Source organism: Kitasatospora sp. NPDC001603, assembly GCF_040298365.1.
GTDB lineage: Bacteria > Actinomycetota > Actinomycetes > Streptomycetales > Streptomycetaceae > Kitasatospora.
The window spans coordinates 31,542-46,662 of the sequence record NZ_JBEPAA010000008.1 but is presented as its reverse complement, the minus strand read 5'-3'; the positions used below and the strand labels follow the sequence as shown (position 1 = coordinate 46,662).

Below are 15,121 nucleotides of genomic sequence, written 5' to 3'. Positions count from 1 at the left end.
CGCGTGCGGCCGGGGCAGGGCGGGCGGCGGCGCCCCGGCGGAGTGCGCGGGGCGGGGGTGCGGGGGCCGTGGGAAGATGGCAGGGCTGGCAGAAACGATCTCCGGGCGGTTCTCTGGCCATGGTGAACGAGCAACGTGATACCGGCGGCTCCGAGGGGCCGCGCCCGGGCGCCGGGGGGTCGCGTCAGGACGCCGGGGGGTCGCGTCAGGACGCCCTGCTGATGGTCCCGATCGCGACCGCCCTGATCGAGGCGGACGGGCGGATCCTGCACTGGAGCAGTGACGCCGAGGCCTTGCTCGGTTACAGCGCCGAGGAGGCCATCGGCTCGCTGGCCGCGCAGCTGCTGGCCACCGACGACCAGCGGCCCGAGGTCCTGGAGCTCTTCCAGGAGATCGTGGACGGGCGCGGCTGGTCGGGCGTCTTCCCGGTCCGGCACCGGGACGGCCACTACGTGAACCTGGAGTTCCGCACCCACCCGATCTCCGGCCCCGGCGGCAGTCCGCTGGTCCTGGCCGTCGCGTCCGACGTCACGACGCTGCGCCGGATCCAGGCGGACCTCGCCGTCCTGGACGGGTTCTTCACGCAGTCCCCCGTCGGGATGGCCGTGTACGACAGCCGGCTGGCCTTCGTCCGGCTGAACGACGCACTGGCCCGGGTCAACGGCCTGCCCGCCGAGGCGCACCTGGGCCACCGCCTCACCGAACTGCTGCCCGGCATCAACGGCGCCGAGAGCGAGGAGGTGATGCGGCAGGTGCTGGAGAGCGGCGATCCGGTCGTGGACGCCCGCTCGCACGGCCGCACCCCCGGCGACCCGACGCACGACCACGCCTGGTCGGCCTCCTACTTCCGGCTGGAGGACCCGGGCGGCGAGGTCCTCGGGGTCAGCTCGACGCTCATCGACATCACCGAACGGTTCCGCGCGGACGCCCGGGCCGCCCGCGCCCAGGAGCGGCTGGCGCTGCTCGTCGACGCCACCGCCTCCATCGGCACCACCCTGGACCTGCGGCAGACCGCCCGGGAGCTGGCCGACGCGATGGTGCCCAGGGTCGCCGACATCAGCGGGGTGTTCGCGCTGGAGGCCCTGGTCGCCGGGCGCACCGTGGAGCCGCTCGACCCGTCCGTCCCGCACCTGGTCCGCCGGCTGGCGCTCGCCACCACCGACCCGCTCTACCCCGCCGAGGCACTGCCGGTGGACTCGGTGTACGAGCTGTCGCCGGACTCCCCGTACGGGAGGGCGCTGGCGACCGGGCGGACGGTGGTGACGCCGTCCTGGGAGCTGCCGCCGCTGAGTTCGGCGATCACCGAGAGCCGCCGACAGGCCTACCTCGGCGACCGGCCCCGCTCGGTGCGGATCACCCCGCTGGTGGCGCGCGGCACCACGCTCGGCATGGTGGTGTACTCCCGGCGCGGCGAGCGGGAGGCGTTCGCCGAGGCGGACATCACGCTCGGTGACGAGCTGGCCTCGCGGGCCGCCGTCGCCATCGACAACGCCCGGCTCTACCTGCGCCAGCACCAGACGGTGCTCGCCCGCCAGCAGGCGCTGCGCGAGGCGAAGGCCGCGCAGGAACGGCTGGCCCTGGTCAACGTCGCCTCGGCGCGGATCGGCACCACCCTCGACCTGGCCCAGACCGCGAAGGAGCTGGCCGAGGTCGCGACGCCGCGGCTGGCCGACACCGTGGTGGTGGAGGTGCTGGACGACCTGGTGCGCGGCGAGCGCGAGGTCCGCGCCCCGGCGGACGGCTCCGCCGTGCTGCGCCGGATGGCGTTCCACTCGGCGCACGGCTCGACGCTGGAGCCGATCGACCGCACCGGCGGGGTGCAGCGGTTCGCGCCCGGCTCGCCGTACGCGTGGAGCCTCGCCCACCGCAAACCGGTGCTGGTGCCGCGGATGGACGAGGAGGGGATGGCCTGGTTCGCCGACGACCCCGTCCGCACCGCGGCCGCGCGGGAGCAGAACGTCCTCTCGTTCATGGTGGTGCCGCTGATCGCCCGCGGCTCGCCGGTCGGCGTCGCCGCCTTCTACCGGACGGTGGTCGAACGACCGTACGAGGACGACGACCTGGCGCTCGCCGGAGAGCTGGCGGTCCGGGCGGCCGTCTCGATCGACAACGCGCTGCTGTTCACCCGGGAGCGCGACGCGGCCGCCGCCCGCCAGCGCGCCCTGGACGAGGCCTGGGCGGCCCAGCAGCGGCTCTCCCTGCTCAACGAGGCGAGCACCCGGATCGGCACCACGCTCGATCTGCACCGCACCGCCGAGGAGTTGGTGGAGGTGGTGATCCCGCGGTTCGCCGACTTCGTCACCGTCGACCTGCGCGACGCGGTCCTCGGCGGCGAGGACCCGAGCCCGGTGCCGGACGACGGCTCCGTCCTGATGCGGGCGGTCGCCGTCGGCGAGGCCGGCGCGGACGGCACCATGGCGGCCGCCGCCGACCAGGTGGGCGCCACCTCGCAGTCCGCCCAGGTGTACGCGCAGAGCCTGCGCACCGGCCGGTCGATCCTGGTCTCGGAGGTGGACGAGACGGCGCTGCGCGGGATCGTGGCCGCGCCGGACCGGGTGCAGCCGGGCCTGGACGCCGGGGTGCACTCCTATCTGATGGTGCCGCTGCTGGCCCGCGGGATGGTGCTGGGCGGCGCGGAGTTCCTGCGGACCAGGAACCCGGTGCCGTACGGGCCGGCGGACCGCGCCCTCGCCGAGGAGCTGGCCGCGCGGACGGCGCTCGCGATGGACAACGCCCGGCTCTACCGCCGCGAACGGGACACCGCGCTCACCCTGCAGCGCAGCCTGCTGCCGCAGGAGATCCACCGCGCGATCGGCCTGGAGATCGCCTACCGCTACCTGCCCAGCAGCGTGGTCAGCGAGGTCGGCGGCGACTGGTTCGACATCGTCCCGCTCTCCTCCGGCCGGGTCGCGCTGGTGGTCGGCGACGTGATGGGCCACGGCATCCGGGCCGCCGCCACGATGGGCCAGCTGCGCACCGTGGCACGGACGTTGATCACCCTCGACCTCGACCCGGAACGGGTGATGCACCGGCTCGACGAGGCCACCGCCGAGATCGGCGAGGGCCAGTTCGCGACCTGCGTCTGCGTGATCTACGACCCGGTGGACCGGCGCTGCACCGCCGCCTGCGCGGGCCACCTGCCGCCGGTGGTGGCCGACGCCGACGGCCGGGCCCAGCTGGTCGAACTGCCCCCGGGCGCACCGCTCGGCGTCGGCGGGGTCCCCTTCGAGAGCATCGAGTTCACGCTCCCGGAGGACGGCATCCTGGCGCTCTACACGGACGGCCTGGTCGAGCGCCGGGGCCGCGACCTCGACGAGGGCCTGGACCTGCTCTGCCGGACCGTCGGCGACCGGCACCGCACGCTGGAGCAGACCTGCGACGCCGTGCTCGCCCAACTCACCGGCCGCACCAGCGAGGACGACATCGCGATCATCCTGGCCCAGGCCCGGCCGACCGGCACCGACCGGATCGCCACCCTCTCGCTCAGCGACGACCACGCGATGGTCGCGCACTCCCGCCGCTTCACCCGGGAGACGCTGACCGGCTGGGGCCTGGGCGCGCTCGCCGACTGGACCGAACTGCTCACCAGCGAGCTGATCACCAACGCGCTGGTGCACGCCGGATCCCCCGTCCAGCTGCGGCTGTTCCACAACCGGGTGCTCACCGTGGAGGTCGCCGACCGGGACAGCGAGTCGCCGCGGATCCGCCGCGCCCGGGAGGAGGACGAGGGCGGGCGCGGCATGCACCTGGTCAACGAACTCGCGCACCGCTGGGGCACCCGGCGCACCCCGGAGGGCAAGGTGGTCTGGTTCGAGCTGGAGCTGCCGCCGGGCAGCCGGCCCTGGTAGCTCCTCCCCCGGCCGCGCACCCGCCCCGGCCTGGTACGACAACCGACCCTTGTCGCCGCCCACGCCGGGTTGTTGGCCCGCCCGGCGGCCGGGCGGTTGGCTTGGTCCCACAGGACGGCGCGGCCGGGCGAGGGGCCCGGCGACCGTCCCGGACCGCAACCCAGGAGCCGTCGTGAACCGAGCCGTCGTGAACCGAGCCGTCGTGAACCCGCTGGACCCCCGCACCGTCGTGGAGCGCTACGTCACCGCCATCGCCGAGGGCGACCTGCCCACCGCGGCGGCCTCGTTCGCCGAGGACGCCACCTGGTCCTACCCGGGCGACCTGCCGCTGTCCGGGGTCTGGCGCGGCCGGACCGTCATCCTCGACGACTTCCTCGGCTCGGTGGGCACGCTGTTCGCGCCCGGCACCCCCCTGGAGGTGACGCTGACCGGTCTGCTCGCCGACGGCCCGCAGGTGGTCGCCGAGTGGACCGCGCGGGGGACGGCGGCCAACGGCGCCGCGTACCACAACCGGTGCCTGGGCGTCTTCACCGTCGAGAACGGCCTGATCACCGCCGTCCGCGAGTACCTCGACACCGACCACGCGGCGCGCACGCTCTTCGCGCCCGCGGCCGGCTGACGGCCGGCCGCCGCCCGGCCGGGCCTAGTCCGGCAGCAGCAGGTTGACGTCGCCGAACTCGTGCCACAGGTAGCGCTCGTGGACGGCCGCCGCGTAGCAGCGTTCCAGCAGCGGCCGGCCGGCCACCGCGGCGAGCATCAGCAGATGGGACGCCCGGGGCTCGTGCCAGCCGGTGAGCAGGCCGTCGACCGCGCGCACCCCGCGCTCGGGGGTGACCACCAGTTCGGTCCAGCCCTCGGCCTCCCGGACGCTCCCGTCCGGCCCGACCGCCGACTCCAGGGCCCGGACGGCGGTGGTGCCGACCGCGATCACCCGCCCGCCACCGGCCCGGACGTGGCCGACCAGCCGGGCCGTGGCGGCCGGTACCCGGAACCACTCGGCGTACGGCGCCTCGTGCGCCTCCGGCGAGGCGACACCGGTGTGCAGCGTGATCGGCGCGACCAGCACGCCCCGCCCGGCCAGCCTGGCCACCACCCCGGCGGTGAAGGGCCGGGCGGCGCTGGGCATCTCGCTGCTGCCCGGAACGGTGGCGAAGACCGTCTGGTAGGCCTCGATCGGCCAGTCCCGGTCCACGTAGCCGTACCGGATCGCCTTGCCGTAGCGGCCCAGGTAGGCCACCAGCGGTTCGGGCAGGGCGAGTCGGGCGTGCCAGAGCCGGGGCGTGAACGCCTCGACCAGGTCGGCCGCGGCGCCGCCCGGCAGCGCCACCCGCAGCCCCGGCCGGGCCGGGGACTCCTCCGGCGGCCAGAAGGCGGCCGCCGCGCCGGGGGCGGGGCGGCGCAGCTCGACCAGGAAGGCCCCGCGCCGGTCCGGCCGGGCCGAGGAGAGGTGCAGCGCCACGGGGGTGCCGTCGGCCAGCCGGCCGGGCAGCGCGGCGGGCAGGGTCGCCGAGTTGTTCACCACCAGGAGGTCCCCGGGGCGCAGCACCTCGGGCAGCTCGGTGAAGCGGCGGTGCCCGACGGCCGGCCCGCTCCGGCGGCCGACCAGCATCCGCACGCCGTCGCGGGCGGTGCCGCGCGCCTCCGCCGGGGCCCGGGCGGAGAGTTCGGGCGGGACGGTGACGTCGATCCCGGGGTCCGCGGCGGCGGTCATCGCGCGGCCCGCGCACCTGCCGGGAGGTGCGCGGCACGGTAGCGGCCGGAGGGCCGGCTGCCGCCCACCAGGGCGAGCAGCGCGGGCACCACGGTCTCGGGGAGCGGCTCGCCGGAGATGTCCTCGCCCGGGCAGGCGTCCTGGTACATCCGGGTGCGCATGCTGCCCGGGTCCACCGCCCAGACCCGCACCGCCTCCTCCTCCCGGGCCAGCACGGCGGAGGCCTGGTCCAGTGCCGCCTTGCTGGCGCCGTAGCCGCCCCACCCGGGGTAGGCCTCGACGGCCGCGTCCGAGCTGATGTTCAGGACGGCCCCGCCGTGCCGGCGCAGCTGGGGCAGCACGAGCTGGGTGAGCGCGATCGGCGCCAGGGCGTTGACCTCGAAGGTCTCCAGCAGATCGGGCAGCGGGACGTCGGCGAGGCGGGGCAGCGGGACGTCGGTCGTGTCGGAGCCGTTGAGCGTGCCGGCGTTGTTGACCAGGAGCCGTGCTCCGCCGAGGCCGGCGGCCGCCTCGGCGAGGCGGGCCCGGTGGCCGTCGTCGACGACCGAGCCGGCCGGTGCGACCACCGTGGTGACGGCGGCCAGTTCGGCCTCGACGGCGGAGAGTTCGGCCGCGTCGCGGGCGGTGATCACCAGCTGCCAGCCGTCGGCGGCGAGCGCCCGGGCCAGCGCCCGGCCGAGGCCGCGCGAGGCACCGGTGACCACGGCGACGGGGGCGGCGGATCCTGCGGTGTGCTGAGGTGCGTTCATGGCACCACGATCGCTCCGGGGCGGTCCGGTGCGGATCGGACCGCAGGCCGGGGGGCCGGTGGTCCGTTCGGCCTAGATCGCCGGACCGAGGCCCGGGCCGTGGTCCCGGTCCCGGTCGGTGTCCCGGTCGGAGTCCTCGTCGGAGCCCCGGTCCGGATCCCGAGCCGGACGGGGTGCGGGGACCGGCGCGTCGGCGGCCGCCCAGGACTGCGGATCGGCCCAGGCGGCCAGCGTGCGGCGGGTCTCGAAGCGGTGCGGCCGGCCGGTCAGCGGGTCGGTGAACTCGACCACGGAGGCGAGCAGTTGCAGCGGCCGGCGGAAGTCGTCCGGGGCCGGCTCGGGCAGCACCACCGGGTACACCGGATCCCCCAGGATCGGCACCCCGAGTCCGCTCATGTGCAGCCGCAGCTGGTGGGTGCGCCCGCTGAGCGGCCGCAGCCGGTAGCGGCCCAGACCGTCCCGGTGCTCGACCAGGTCGATCCGGCTCTCGCTGTTGGGCGGGGCGTCCAGCTCCCGCGCCGCGATCACGCCGCGCTCCTTGACGATGTGGCTGCGGACCGTACGGGGCAGCGCGAGCGCCGGATCGTGCGGTGCGACGGCCTGGTACTCCTTGCGCACCAGCCGGTCCCGGAAGAGCGTCTGGTAGGCGCCCCGGTCCTCCGGCCGCACCACGAACATCGCCAGGCCCGCCGTCAGCCGGTCCAGCCGGTGCGCCGGGCTGAGCGCGGGCAGGTCGAGCCCGTGCCGCAGCCGGGAGAGCGCCGTCTCGACGACGTGCCGGCCGCGCGGGGTGGTGGCCAGGAAGTGCGGCTTGTCGACCACCACCAGGTGGTCGTCCCGGTACAGCACCTCCAGCTCGAACGGGACGGGGACCTCCGCGGGCAGGTCCCGGTAGAGCCAGAGGTGACCGGCGGGGCGGAACGGCTCCTCCGGCCCGATCGGGCCGTCCACGCCGACGATCTCGCGCCCGCGCAGCAGCGCGTCGATCCGCGCCGGGTCGACGGTCGGCAGCCGCTCGGCCAGGTAGGCGCGCACCGTCGGCCACGGCCCCTCGGCGGGCAGCCGCAGGTGCACCGGGTCCACCCCGCGGCGCTGCGGGAGGGGTGCGGTCGGTGCCTTGCGCTTGCGTCTCATCTCACCGCCACCCTAACCGGGGCCCCCGCGGCTCCCGGGGCCCGGCCGGATGCCCGAGGTGCCGGGGACGGCCGGGCCGGTGGAGAGTGGACAGTGGGCCCCGCCCACCGGAGGTGTACGCGTGACCAGAGACGGCCCGGAGGACGTGCTGCCGGCGTTGCGCCTGCCCCGGCGGGCCAAGCGGCTGCTCGGCTGCGCGTTCCTGCTGCTGGTCGCGGCGGTGGTGGCCGACCTGATCACCGGGCCGGGGACGACGCTGTCCCCGGTGCTCGCGGTGGCGCCGATGCTGGCGGGGGCGATCACCCGCTCGGCCCGGGTGCCCCTGTTCGCCGGGGCGGTCGCCACCGCCGCCGTGGTGCTGCTGGAGCTCAGCAACAGCGGGCTGCCGCTGTCCGTGCACCTCGCCGCGCTGATCACCGTCCTGGCCGCCACCCTGGCCAGTGCCGCCAACGTCGTCCTGGTGGCGGCCCGGGAGCGCGAACTCACCCAGGTCCGGACGGTGGCCGAGGCGGCGCAGCGGGCCCTGCTGCGCCCGCCGCCGGAGCGGATCGGACCACTGCGGGTGGCCGTGCGGTACGCCGCCGCGGCGGCCGAGGCCCGGATCGGCGGGGACCTCTACGAGGTGGTGGACACCCCGCACGGGATCCGGATCCTGCTGGGGGACGTCCAGGGCCACGGGCTCCCGGCGGTGGAGACCGCCACGGACGTGCTGGGCGTGTTCCGGGAGGCCGCGCGGACCGAGCCCGACCTGGTCCGGGTGGCGGAACGGCTGGACGCCGCGCTGTCCGAGCGCCGGGTCAACGAGCGCTTCGCGACCGCCTTCCTGCTGGACGTGGCACCGGCCGGCGGGCCGGCCCGCTTCGTCAACTGCGGGCATCCGCGCCCGCTGCTGCGCCGCGCCGGCCGGGTGACCGAGCTGGCTCCGCCGCTGCACGCCCCGCCGCTGGGCCTGCTCGGGCTGATCGGCGGGCACTACCGGGCGGGCGGCTTCGAGCCGCTCCCGGGGGACCTGCTGATCCTCTACACCGACGGCGTCTCGGAGGCCCGCGACACCGCGGACCGGTTCTACCCGCTGGCGGAGCGGCTCGCCGCGCTGCCGGCGACCGGCCCCGGGGCCGTCCTGGACGCGCTGCTCGCCGAGGTGGGCGACTGGGTCGGCGCCGCCGGGCCGACCGACGACGCGGCGCTCCTCGCCCTGCGCTGGGAGCAGTGAGCGCCGTCCCGGGAGCGGTGAGCCCCGGCCTGGGTACGGTGACCGCCCGCCGTCCGGGCCGTTGTCGGTCCCCCGTGCCAGGCTGTGGACGCGACCGGCGCGGTGCCGGCCGAGCAGCGGCGTCGAGGGGACAGTGCCATGGGCCGGAGCACGCACGGATCGTTCCAGCTGACCGCCTTCGAGCCGGAGGAGACGGACGAGCAGCCGGGCGCCACGCTCGGCCGGATCCGGATCACCAAGGAGTTCACGGGCGGCCTGACCGGCAGCAGCGTGGTGCGGATGCTCTCCGTGCTGGACGGCGCGGGCGGACCGGCCGCGTACGTCGCGGTGGAGCGGTTCACCGGCGAGCTGGACGGGCGCGAGGGCTCGTTCGTGCTCCAGCACGCGGCGCCGGGCAGCCAGGGCGAGCCGCTCGCCATCCGGGTGGTGGCGGGCACCGGGGCGGGTGAGCTGGCCGGGATCACCGGCACCTTCGAGCTGTCGGTGGACGACGACGGCGGCCACACCTACGCCCTGGAGTACGAGCTGGGCTGACGGACCGGGCGCGCACCGGCCCGGCCTCCGCGCGGCGCCCGACCGTTCACCCGGGCCGCTGTCACGATGATGCGATCAGTGCACGATCGACATCGGAGCGTGACGCATGCCCGGTACGGCGGCCTCGGTGACGGGGGCGGGAGCGGGGGCACCGGCGACGAGGACGGTCGAAGAGGTGCTCGGCCGGCTGCGGGCGATCGGGGCCGGGCTGCCCCCGGACGACGGCGTGGCGGTGTTCAACCGGATGTACCTCACCGTCACGGACGCGGTGCGCCGCCGGCTGGCGCGCCCGGAGCGCTCACGCGGCGCCCCGGACCGCCCCGGCCGCCCGTACTTCGCCGACCCGGCCGGGATGGCCGAGCTGGACGTCGTCTTCGCCGGGCGCTACCTGCTGGCCCTGGACGCCGAGGCGGCCGGGCGGCCGGTACCGGCCTGCTGGCGGCCGCTCTTCGCCCTGCGGGCGCACCGGGGCGTGCACCCGCTGCAGTTCGCGCTGGCCGGGATGAACGCCCACATCCAGCACGACCTGCCGCTCGCCGTGCTCGACACCTGCCGGCGGCTCGGCTGCGGGCCCGAGCGGCTCGCCGGGGACTACCACCGGGTCAACGACCTGCTGGCCGGGGTGGAGATGGCCGTCCGGGAGCAGCTGATGCCCGGGCCGGACGCCCTGGAGCGGGCCGAGCCGCTGACGCACCTGCTGGGCACCTGGTCGGTCGACGCAGCCCGCGAGGCGGCCTGGGCGACCGTCCGCGCGCTCTGGCAGCTGCGCGGCGTGCCGTCGGCCGCCGCGGCGCTCGCCGCCGCGCTGGACACCTCGGTCGGCCTGCTCGGCCGTGCCCTGCTCACCCCGCTCGGCCCGGACCGGCCCCGCGCCGGGGGCGCGGCACCCCCGGCGGACGGGCCGCCCGCTCCCGAGCGGCCGACGGCCGGCCGGCTCCCCGTGGCGAGGAACCGGCCGGCCGTCGGTTGACCGTGCGTCGGGCGCCTGGTCCCTCCTCGGTCCGGACCGCCGCGATCAGGCCCAGCTGGAGTGCAGCGGCTTGCCCTCGGCGTAGCCGGCCGCGCTCTGGATGCCGACCACGGCCTTCTCGTGGAACTCCTCCAGGCTGGAGGCGCCCGCGTAGGTGCAGGAGCTGCGCACCCCGGCGACGATCGAGTCGATGAGGTCCTCGACGCCCGGGCGGGCCGGGTCGACGAACATCCGGGAGTGCGAGATGCCCTCCTCGAAGAGCGCCTTGCGGGCGCGGTCGTAGGAGGAGTCCTGCGACGTGCGGTTGCTCACCGCGCGCGCCGAGGCCATCCCGAAGCTCTCCTTGTACTGGCGGCCGTCGGCGGTGGTCTGCAGGTCGCCCGGGGACTCGTACGTCCCGGCGAACCAGGAGCCGATCATCACGTTGGACGCGCCGGCGGCCAGCGCCATCGCGACGTCGCGCGGGTGGCGGACGCCGCCGTCGGCCCAGACGTGCTTGCCGAGCCGGCGGGCCTCGGCCGCGCACTCCAGGACGGCGGAGAACTGCGGCCGGCCGACGCCGGTCATCATCCGGGTGGTGCACATCGCGCCGGGGCCGACACCGACCTTGAGGATGTCGGCGCCCGCCTCGACCAGGTCGCGGACACCGTCGGCGGAGACCACGTTGCCGGCCACGATCGGGATCCGCGGGTCGAGCCCGCGCACCGCGCGCAGCGCGCTGATCATGGACTCCTGGTGACCGTGCGCGGTGTCGACCACCAGCACGTCGGCGCCGGCCTCGATCAGCGCCTTGGCCTTGCCGGCCACGTCGCCGTTGATGCCGACGGTGGCGGCGACCCGCAGGTGGCCCCGCGCGTCGACGGCCGGGGTGTAGAGGGTCGCGCGCAGCGCGTTCTTGCGGGTCAGGATGCCGACCAGGCGGCCGTCGGCGTCGACCACCGGCGCGAGCTTGCGGTGCGCCTCGGTGAGCTTGTCGAAGGCGGCGCGCGGGTCGATGCCCTCCTCCAGCAGCAGCAGGTCGCGGGACATCACGTCGGCGAGGCCGGTGAAGCGGTCGACGCCCTGGCAGTCGGAGTCGGTGACCACGCCGATCGGCCTGCCGTCCTCGACCACGACCAGCGCGCCGTGGGCGCGCTTGTGCAGCAGCGAGAGGGCCTCGGCGACGGTGGCGCCCGGGGCCAGCGTGATGGCGGTGTCGTGCACCAGGTGGCGCTGCTTGACCCAGCCGATGACGTCGGCGATCACCTCGGTCGGGATGTCCTGCGGGATGGCGACCAGACCGCCGCGGCGGGCCACGGTCTCGGCCATCCGGCGGCCGGCGATGGCGGTCATGTTGGCCACCACCAGCGGGATGGTGGTGCCGGTGCCGTCGTTCGAGGAGAGGTCGACACCCTGCCGGGAGCCCACGGCGGAGCGGCTGGGGACCATGAAGACGTCGTCGTACGTGAGGTCGTACGGTACCAAAGAACGGTCTTCGTAGCTGCCGGTCTGGGAGTTGAGGAAGCGCATTGAAAGGTTCTCCGGCTGTCGTAGATACACCTGCGGTGCGGACTGGGCCGGGAACGGGTGGACGCACATGGCTCCCTTGACCCGTGGACCAATCCTCGCTTAACCGCAGGTGAAAACGCCAGTCCGGATGTCAGCCCTGAACGTTCACACGAGGTCTAGTCCACCGGTCACGGTGCGGCTTGTAGGAACACACAGAGCCCCCGGCAGGTGCAAGCCGGGCGCTCTGCTCACCCTCCGCTGGCGTACCGGGGACGAATCCGGTAGCGCGAGGATGTCCAGGGGGCCCGACCGCCCCGCGGGGGACGTATGGCGGCCGGGCCGGCTTCAGGGGCTATCCGATGAGGTGCTCCGGGCTGTCCAGCCACGGACGGTGCTCCCCGTCGACGGTCACGGTCATGCCGAACCGAGTGAGATCCGGCCTGCCCTTACGGACCCACCAGGCATGTGCAGCCGTCACCTCTTCCCACAGTGAGCGTGGGCCGGACTGCGACACCGCGTGCTTGCCGTCCCAATCCGCCAGACGACAATGGGCGTACGACACCCCGTCCCAGACCTCGAAGCGGCCCGTGCCGAACCGGTCGTAGCCGGCCCACACGTCCTGCCGGAAAAGGTCCGGCATCCGCAGGCCGATGGCGAAGGCCGCATGCGTCTGTTCTGCCACATCAGCGGGGTCGATGTCGGACGCCCCGTGCCGGACGTCGTCAATCTCGAAGTCGCCGCTCTCGGGCCGCTGGTCGCGCACCCACATGAACGACACATCCTCGACGAATGGGCCGCTCGCCGACCGGCCGTCCGCAGCCACGGTGAGCCGCAGTAGCCCCCCATTGCAGAACGGTGTGCCGTACGGGGCGAGGATCACTCCTCCGGGCGTCATCTGCTCGATGAGTGGGGACGGCACCCGCTGCACTGCTGCTGTCAGCTGGGCCCGATGGAACGGCGCACCTTCCGGGTGCCCCAGCATCCCGTCTCCGGCTGCGACGGTCGGCAGCAGCCCCAACGCATTCAACCGGTCGCGCGCTTCAATCGCGAGAACAGGATCCACCTCAACGGTGGTCACATTCTCAGCGCCAAGCCGGTGCGCCAGAAGTCCTGCCGTCCAACCGGTTCCGGTGCCCACCTCCAGCACCCGCATGCCCGGCATGACGTCCAGGTGCCGGAGCATCTGCGTGACCACCGTCGGCATGGAGCTGGAGGACGACGGGGTTGCCTCGTCGTCGTACGTCTGCGTTGCGAGCGGCAGATCCGAATTCACCAGGCTGTTCCAGCGGTCCGGCTCTGCAGCCCGGTCAGTCCACTCGCCGTCGTGGAGGATTCGGTCCGGGGTGAAAAGGGTGCGCGGCACTGCACGGAACGTCTGCTCCCAGTCAGCTGACAGCGCACCGGAGTTCTTGAGCGTGTCGGCCAGTTCGCTCCAGGTCATGGGTACCCCTACTTCTTCGGCGGAGCGTCGCGCTTGCCGTCGAGCGGCGCCGTGTCGGGCTTCCCGGAGTGTCCGCCTCCCTTCCCGCCTCCCGCGGTCCCCTTTCCGTCGCTTCCCGATCCTCCGCCGTGCTTGCCCATGGGTGGTACCTCCAATGGATTCGGTTCTGGCTGTGATGTTGGACGCTCTGATCCCTACCCGTCAGTGACGGATCCGGCTTCCGGCGGCACCGGTCCGGGCGGGCGCGTCGGCTTTGCCTTGGGCGGTACAGGCATACTTGTCTCTGCCTCACGCTGCGAAGGTTCCGTCGTCACTCAACGGCGGGTCGTGCGGTGTTGCGGAACCCGCTCCGACTGCTGCTCTCTGCCAAGATTTCGGCGGCCGGGGCGGGAGTCTGGGCCCGTACCGGCCGGTTAGCTGTCCACAGGGGTAGCCGGCCGGGGCGGAAGCCTTAGGTGGGCCGGTGGGCGTCCAACCCGGGCCCGCTCGTACTGGACTTCGGTCACGAGCGCGTCGGCGCATCGGATCGTCTTGCGGACCGGTCGGCCGCCCTCCACGCAACGGATCATTACCGTCGTGGAGCGCACCCTGCCGGTGAGGGGATCGGCCACGCGCTCCCGCCCAAGGACCGTCCACAGCCGACGGAAGCGGTCCCGAAACTGCCCCTGTAGTCCAGGGAGGCCCAGATCCTCCACGCACCCGCCGTCGGCGCGCCGGGGACACTGGCAGCCCATCGCGCTCTCGTCCGGGTCCAACTCTGCGAAGATGTGCCCCTCTACGCTGGCGTACAGAGGCGGTGCCAGCGGCTCGCGGTACCGCGGACGTCTCAGCTCCGGCACGACCGTCCCTTCCCCTTCATCGGATCCTCGGGTGGTGGGCACCGCGCACTCGGGCCAGCAGTTCGGCGCGGCGCTCGCGCTGGTCCGGCGTCAGCGGCGCTTCGGTGTGCTCCTCCGGCGTGAGGACGGGGCCGGGACCCAGGGGCCGCTCCGGCGGCCAGCCGTGGCCCCTGAGCCACGCGTAGGGGTCGACGGGCTCGTCCTCCCAGGCCTCCGGCTCGTACGGTGCGGGGCCTCCGAGGAACGCCAGCCACGTAGAGGGCCACTGGCTATCTGACATGCGCTGCCTCCAGTGATGCGTACTCTTCGTCGGCCTCATGGGCTGCACGGGCCCGGGCGAGCCGGCGCGCGATTGTGGGGTAGTCCCTTGCCGGGTACTGCGCCTCAGCGCGGGCGAAGTAGTCGCACTCGGAGCACTCGGAGCGCTCGTTGAGACTCTTGGTGGCTGCCACTCAGTGCTCCGACGGGTAAAACCGCGCCGACCGCGCGCGCTGCTCCGGCTCAACCGCCGGGCTCAGGACGTAGGGCATCTCGACCGCGTCGTAGAACGAGCGGTGCGCGGGGTGCTCACCCGCGTGTGAGAACACCCAGGCATGCGCCCTCTCGGCGGACTCGGAGCGTGGGCCCTTCGCCCCACAGACGTTCCCGCCCTCGTCCTCAGAGACACAGCAGAGCTGATGCGTGACCGGCGGCGCGTCGGGCTCCCGGTCCGGGCTGAGCGTCCATGCCACTCTGGTGGAGAACACTGGTGTTTGATCGCTCGCGCCGCTCATGCCGCGCTGCCCGACGTGTGGAACCCTCGGCCGCTGTCAGGCGTCGGCTCGATCTCCGACAGGTAGGTTTCCCACTCCACCCCGCCACGTGCGGGTCGGAGGTACACCACCTGACCGTCGATTCCCATGAACTCTCCGACAGCCTTCGTGAGCCTGTCGTGTACAAGGTCCCCACGCTGCGGGACGTACTGCCGCGTCACCATCGGTTGCCTCCTCTCGGCTCGACGTCTCAATCATCGGCCGCAGAGGAACCCAATACGCCTTACAACGAGCGGACATGACGGCCACTCAGGCGCTACAGTCTAAGAAAGACCAAATGTCCGGGGGTCAAGTCTTGAACACCCAGCTTCGTGATGCTATGGCGAGAGCAGGAATCAAGCCGGCAGGGCTGGCGGCAGCCGTACGGGTTACACCTAAGACC

General features: G+C 74.1%; 12 protein-coding genes. 5 read left to right on the top strand and 7 right to left on the bottom strand.

The annotated features are described in order from the left end of the window. Positions 1-221: 221 nt before the first annotated feature. Both ABT263_RS07895 and ABT263_RS07890 read left to right on the top strand, forming a co-directional pair. Positions 222-3,848 carry a SpoIIE family protein phosphatase gene (locus ABT263_RS07895; RefSeq protein ID WP_352288697.1) on the top strand — a complete coding sequence of 1,209 codons (3,627 nt, stop codon included), beginning with the start codon at positions 222-224 and terminating at the stop codon, positions 3,846-3,848. Positions 3,849-4,020: 172 nt separating this feature from the next. Then, entirely contained in the window at positions 4,021-4,467 is a 447-nt protein-coding gene (locus ABT263_RS07890) for a nuclear transport factor 2 family protein (RefSeq protein WP_352288694.1), read from the top strand. A gap of 24 nt (positions 4,468-4,491) precedes the next feature. On the opposite strand, the gene ABT263_RS07885 is transcribed toward ABT263_RS07890, so the two are convergent. The 3 genes from ABT263_RS07885 to ABT263_RS07875 form a co-directional block, all read right to left on the bottom strand. After that, positions 4,492-5,559, bottom strand: coding sequence for an S-adenosylmethionine:tRNA ribosyltransferase-isomerase (locus ABT263_RS07885; protein WP_352288692.1), 1,068 nt, complete (start codon positions 5,557-5,559; stop codon positions 4,492-4,494). Continuing rightward, positions 5,556-6,308 (bottom strand): SDR family NAD(P)-dependent oxidoreductase, encoded by a 753-nt coding sequence (locus ABT263_RS07880; protein ID WP_329486541.1) that lies wholly within the window; start codon positions 6,306-6,308, stop codon positions 5,556-5,558. Before ABT263_RS07880 ends, ABT263_RS07885 begins: the two co-directional genes overlap by 4 nt. A gap of 72 nt (positions 6,309-6,380) precedes the next feature. Then, the gene (locus ABT263_RS07875; protein WP_352288689.1) at positions 6,381-7,442 is read right to left on the bottom strand and encodes a pseudouridine synthase; all 1,062 of its coding nucleotides are present in this window, start codon (positions 7,440-7,442) and stop codon (positions 6,381-6,383) included. 121 nt (positions 7,443-7,563) lie between these two features. Between ABT263_RS07875 and ABT263_RS07870 the strand changes: the two genes are divergently transcribed. From ABT263_RS07870 to ABT263_RS07860, 3 genes are all read left to right on the top strand, one after another. Then, positions 7,564-8,655, top strand: coding sequence for a PP2C family protein-serine/threonine phosphatase (locus ABT263_RS07870; RefSeq protein ID WP_352288686.1), 1,092 nt, complete (start codon positions 7,564-7,566; stop codon positions 8,653-8,655). A gap of 138 nt (positions 8,656-8,793) precedes the next feature. Further along, positions 8,794-9,189, top strand: coding sequence for a DUF3224 domain-containing protein (locus ABT263_RS07865; RefSeq protein WP_352288683.1), 396 nt, complete (start codon positions 8,794-8,796; stop codon positions 9,187-9,189). A gap of 106 nt (positions 9,190-9,295) precedes the next feature. Further along, on the top strand, positions 9,296-10,159 hold the full coding sequence (locus ABT263_RS07860; protein ID WP_352288680.1) for a DUF5995 family protein: 864 nt from the start codon (positions 9,296-9,298) through the stop codon (positions 10,157-10,159). A gap of 45 nt (positions 10,160-10,204) precedes the next feature. On the opposite strand, the gene ABT263_RS07855 is transcribed toward ABT263_RS07860, so the two are convergent. The 4 genes from ABT263_RS07855 to ABT263_RS38885 all read right to left on the bottom strand — a co-directional run bounded on the left by ABT263_RS07855 (position 10,205) and on the right by ABT263_RS38885 (position 14,700). Next, a complete protein-coding gene (locus ABT263_RS07855; RefSeq protein WP_352288993.1) occupies positions 10,205-11,668 on the bottom strand; it encodes a GuaB1 family IMP dehydrogenase-related protein in 1,464 nt (487 codons plus the stop codon). Between the two features lie 331 nt (positions 11,669-11,999). Further along, a complete protein-coding gene (locus ABT263_RS07850; protein ID WP_352288677.1) occupies positions 12,000-13,088 on the bottom strand; it encodes an rRNA adenine N-6-methyltransferase family protein in 1,089 nt (362 codons plus the stop codon). Between the two features lie 855 nt (positions 13,089-13,943). Then, entirely contained in the window at positions 13,944-14,207 is a 264-nt protein-coding gene (locus ABT263_RS07845) for a hypothetical protein (protein ID WP_352288675.1), read from the bottom strand. Positions 14,208-14,379: 172 nt separating this feature from the next. Continuing rightward, positions 14,380-14,700, bottom strand: a complete 321-nt coding sequence (locus ABT263_RS38885; RefSeq protein WP_502885772.1) for a DUF7848 domain-containing protein — start codon at positions 14,698-14,700, stop codon at positions 14,380-14,382. Positions 14,701-15,121: the final 421 nt, after the last annotated feature.

What these genes read in the sequence shown, in the direction of transcription:
- ABT263_RS07845 (WP_352288675.1), bottom strand. Translation starts at nt 14,207, where the DNA reads ATGTCAGATAGCCAGTGGCCCTCTACGTGGCTGGCGTTCCTCGGAGGC.
- ABT263_RS07895 (WP_352288697.1), top strand. Translation starts at nt 222, where the DNA reads ATGGTCCCGATCGCGACCGCCCTGATCGAGGCGGACGGGCGGATCCTG.
- ABT263_RS07880 (WP_329486541.1), bottom strand. Translation starts at nt 6,308, where the DNA reads ATGAACGCACCTCAGCACACCGCAGGATCCGCCGCCCCCGTCGCCGTG.
- ABT263_RS07875 (WP_352288689.1), bottom strand. Translation starts at nt 7,442, where the DNA reads ATGAGACGCAAGCGCAAGGCACCGACCGCACCCCTCCCGCAGCGCCGC.
- ABT263_RS07865 (WP_352288683.1), top strand. Translation starts at nt 8,794, where the DNA reads ATGGGCCGGAGCACGCACGGATCGTTCCAGCTGACCGCCTTCGAGCCG.
- ABT263_RS07855 (WP_352288993.1), bottom strand. Translation starts at nt 11,668, where the DNA reads ATGCGCTTCCTCAACTCCCAGACCGGCAGCTACGAAGACCGTTCTTTG.
- ABT263_RS07885 (WP_352288692.1), bottom strand. Translation starts at nt 5,559, where the DNA reads ATGACCGCCGCCGCGGACCCCGGGATCGACGTCACCGTCCCGCCCGAA.
- ABT263_RS07860 (WP_352288680.1), top strand. Translation starts at nt 9,296, where the DNA reads ATGCCCGGTACGGCGGCCTCGGTGACGGGGGCGGGAGCGGGGGCACCG.
- ABT263_RS38885 (WP_502885772.1), bottom strand. Translation starts at nt 14,700, where the DNA reads ATGAGCGGCGCGAGCGATCAAACACCAGTGTTCTCCACCAGAGTGGCA.
- ABT263_RS07850 (WP_352288677.1), bottom strand. Translation starts at nt 13,088, where the DNA reads ATGACCTGGAGCGAACTGGCCGACACGCTCAAGAACTCCGGTGCGCTG.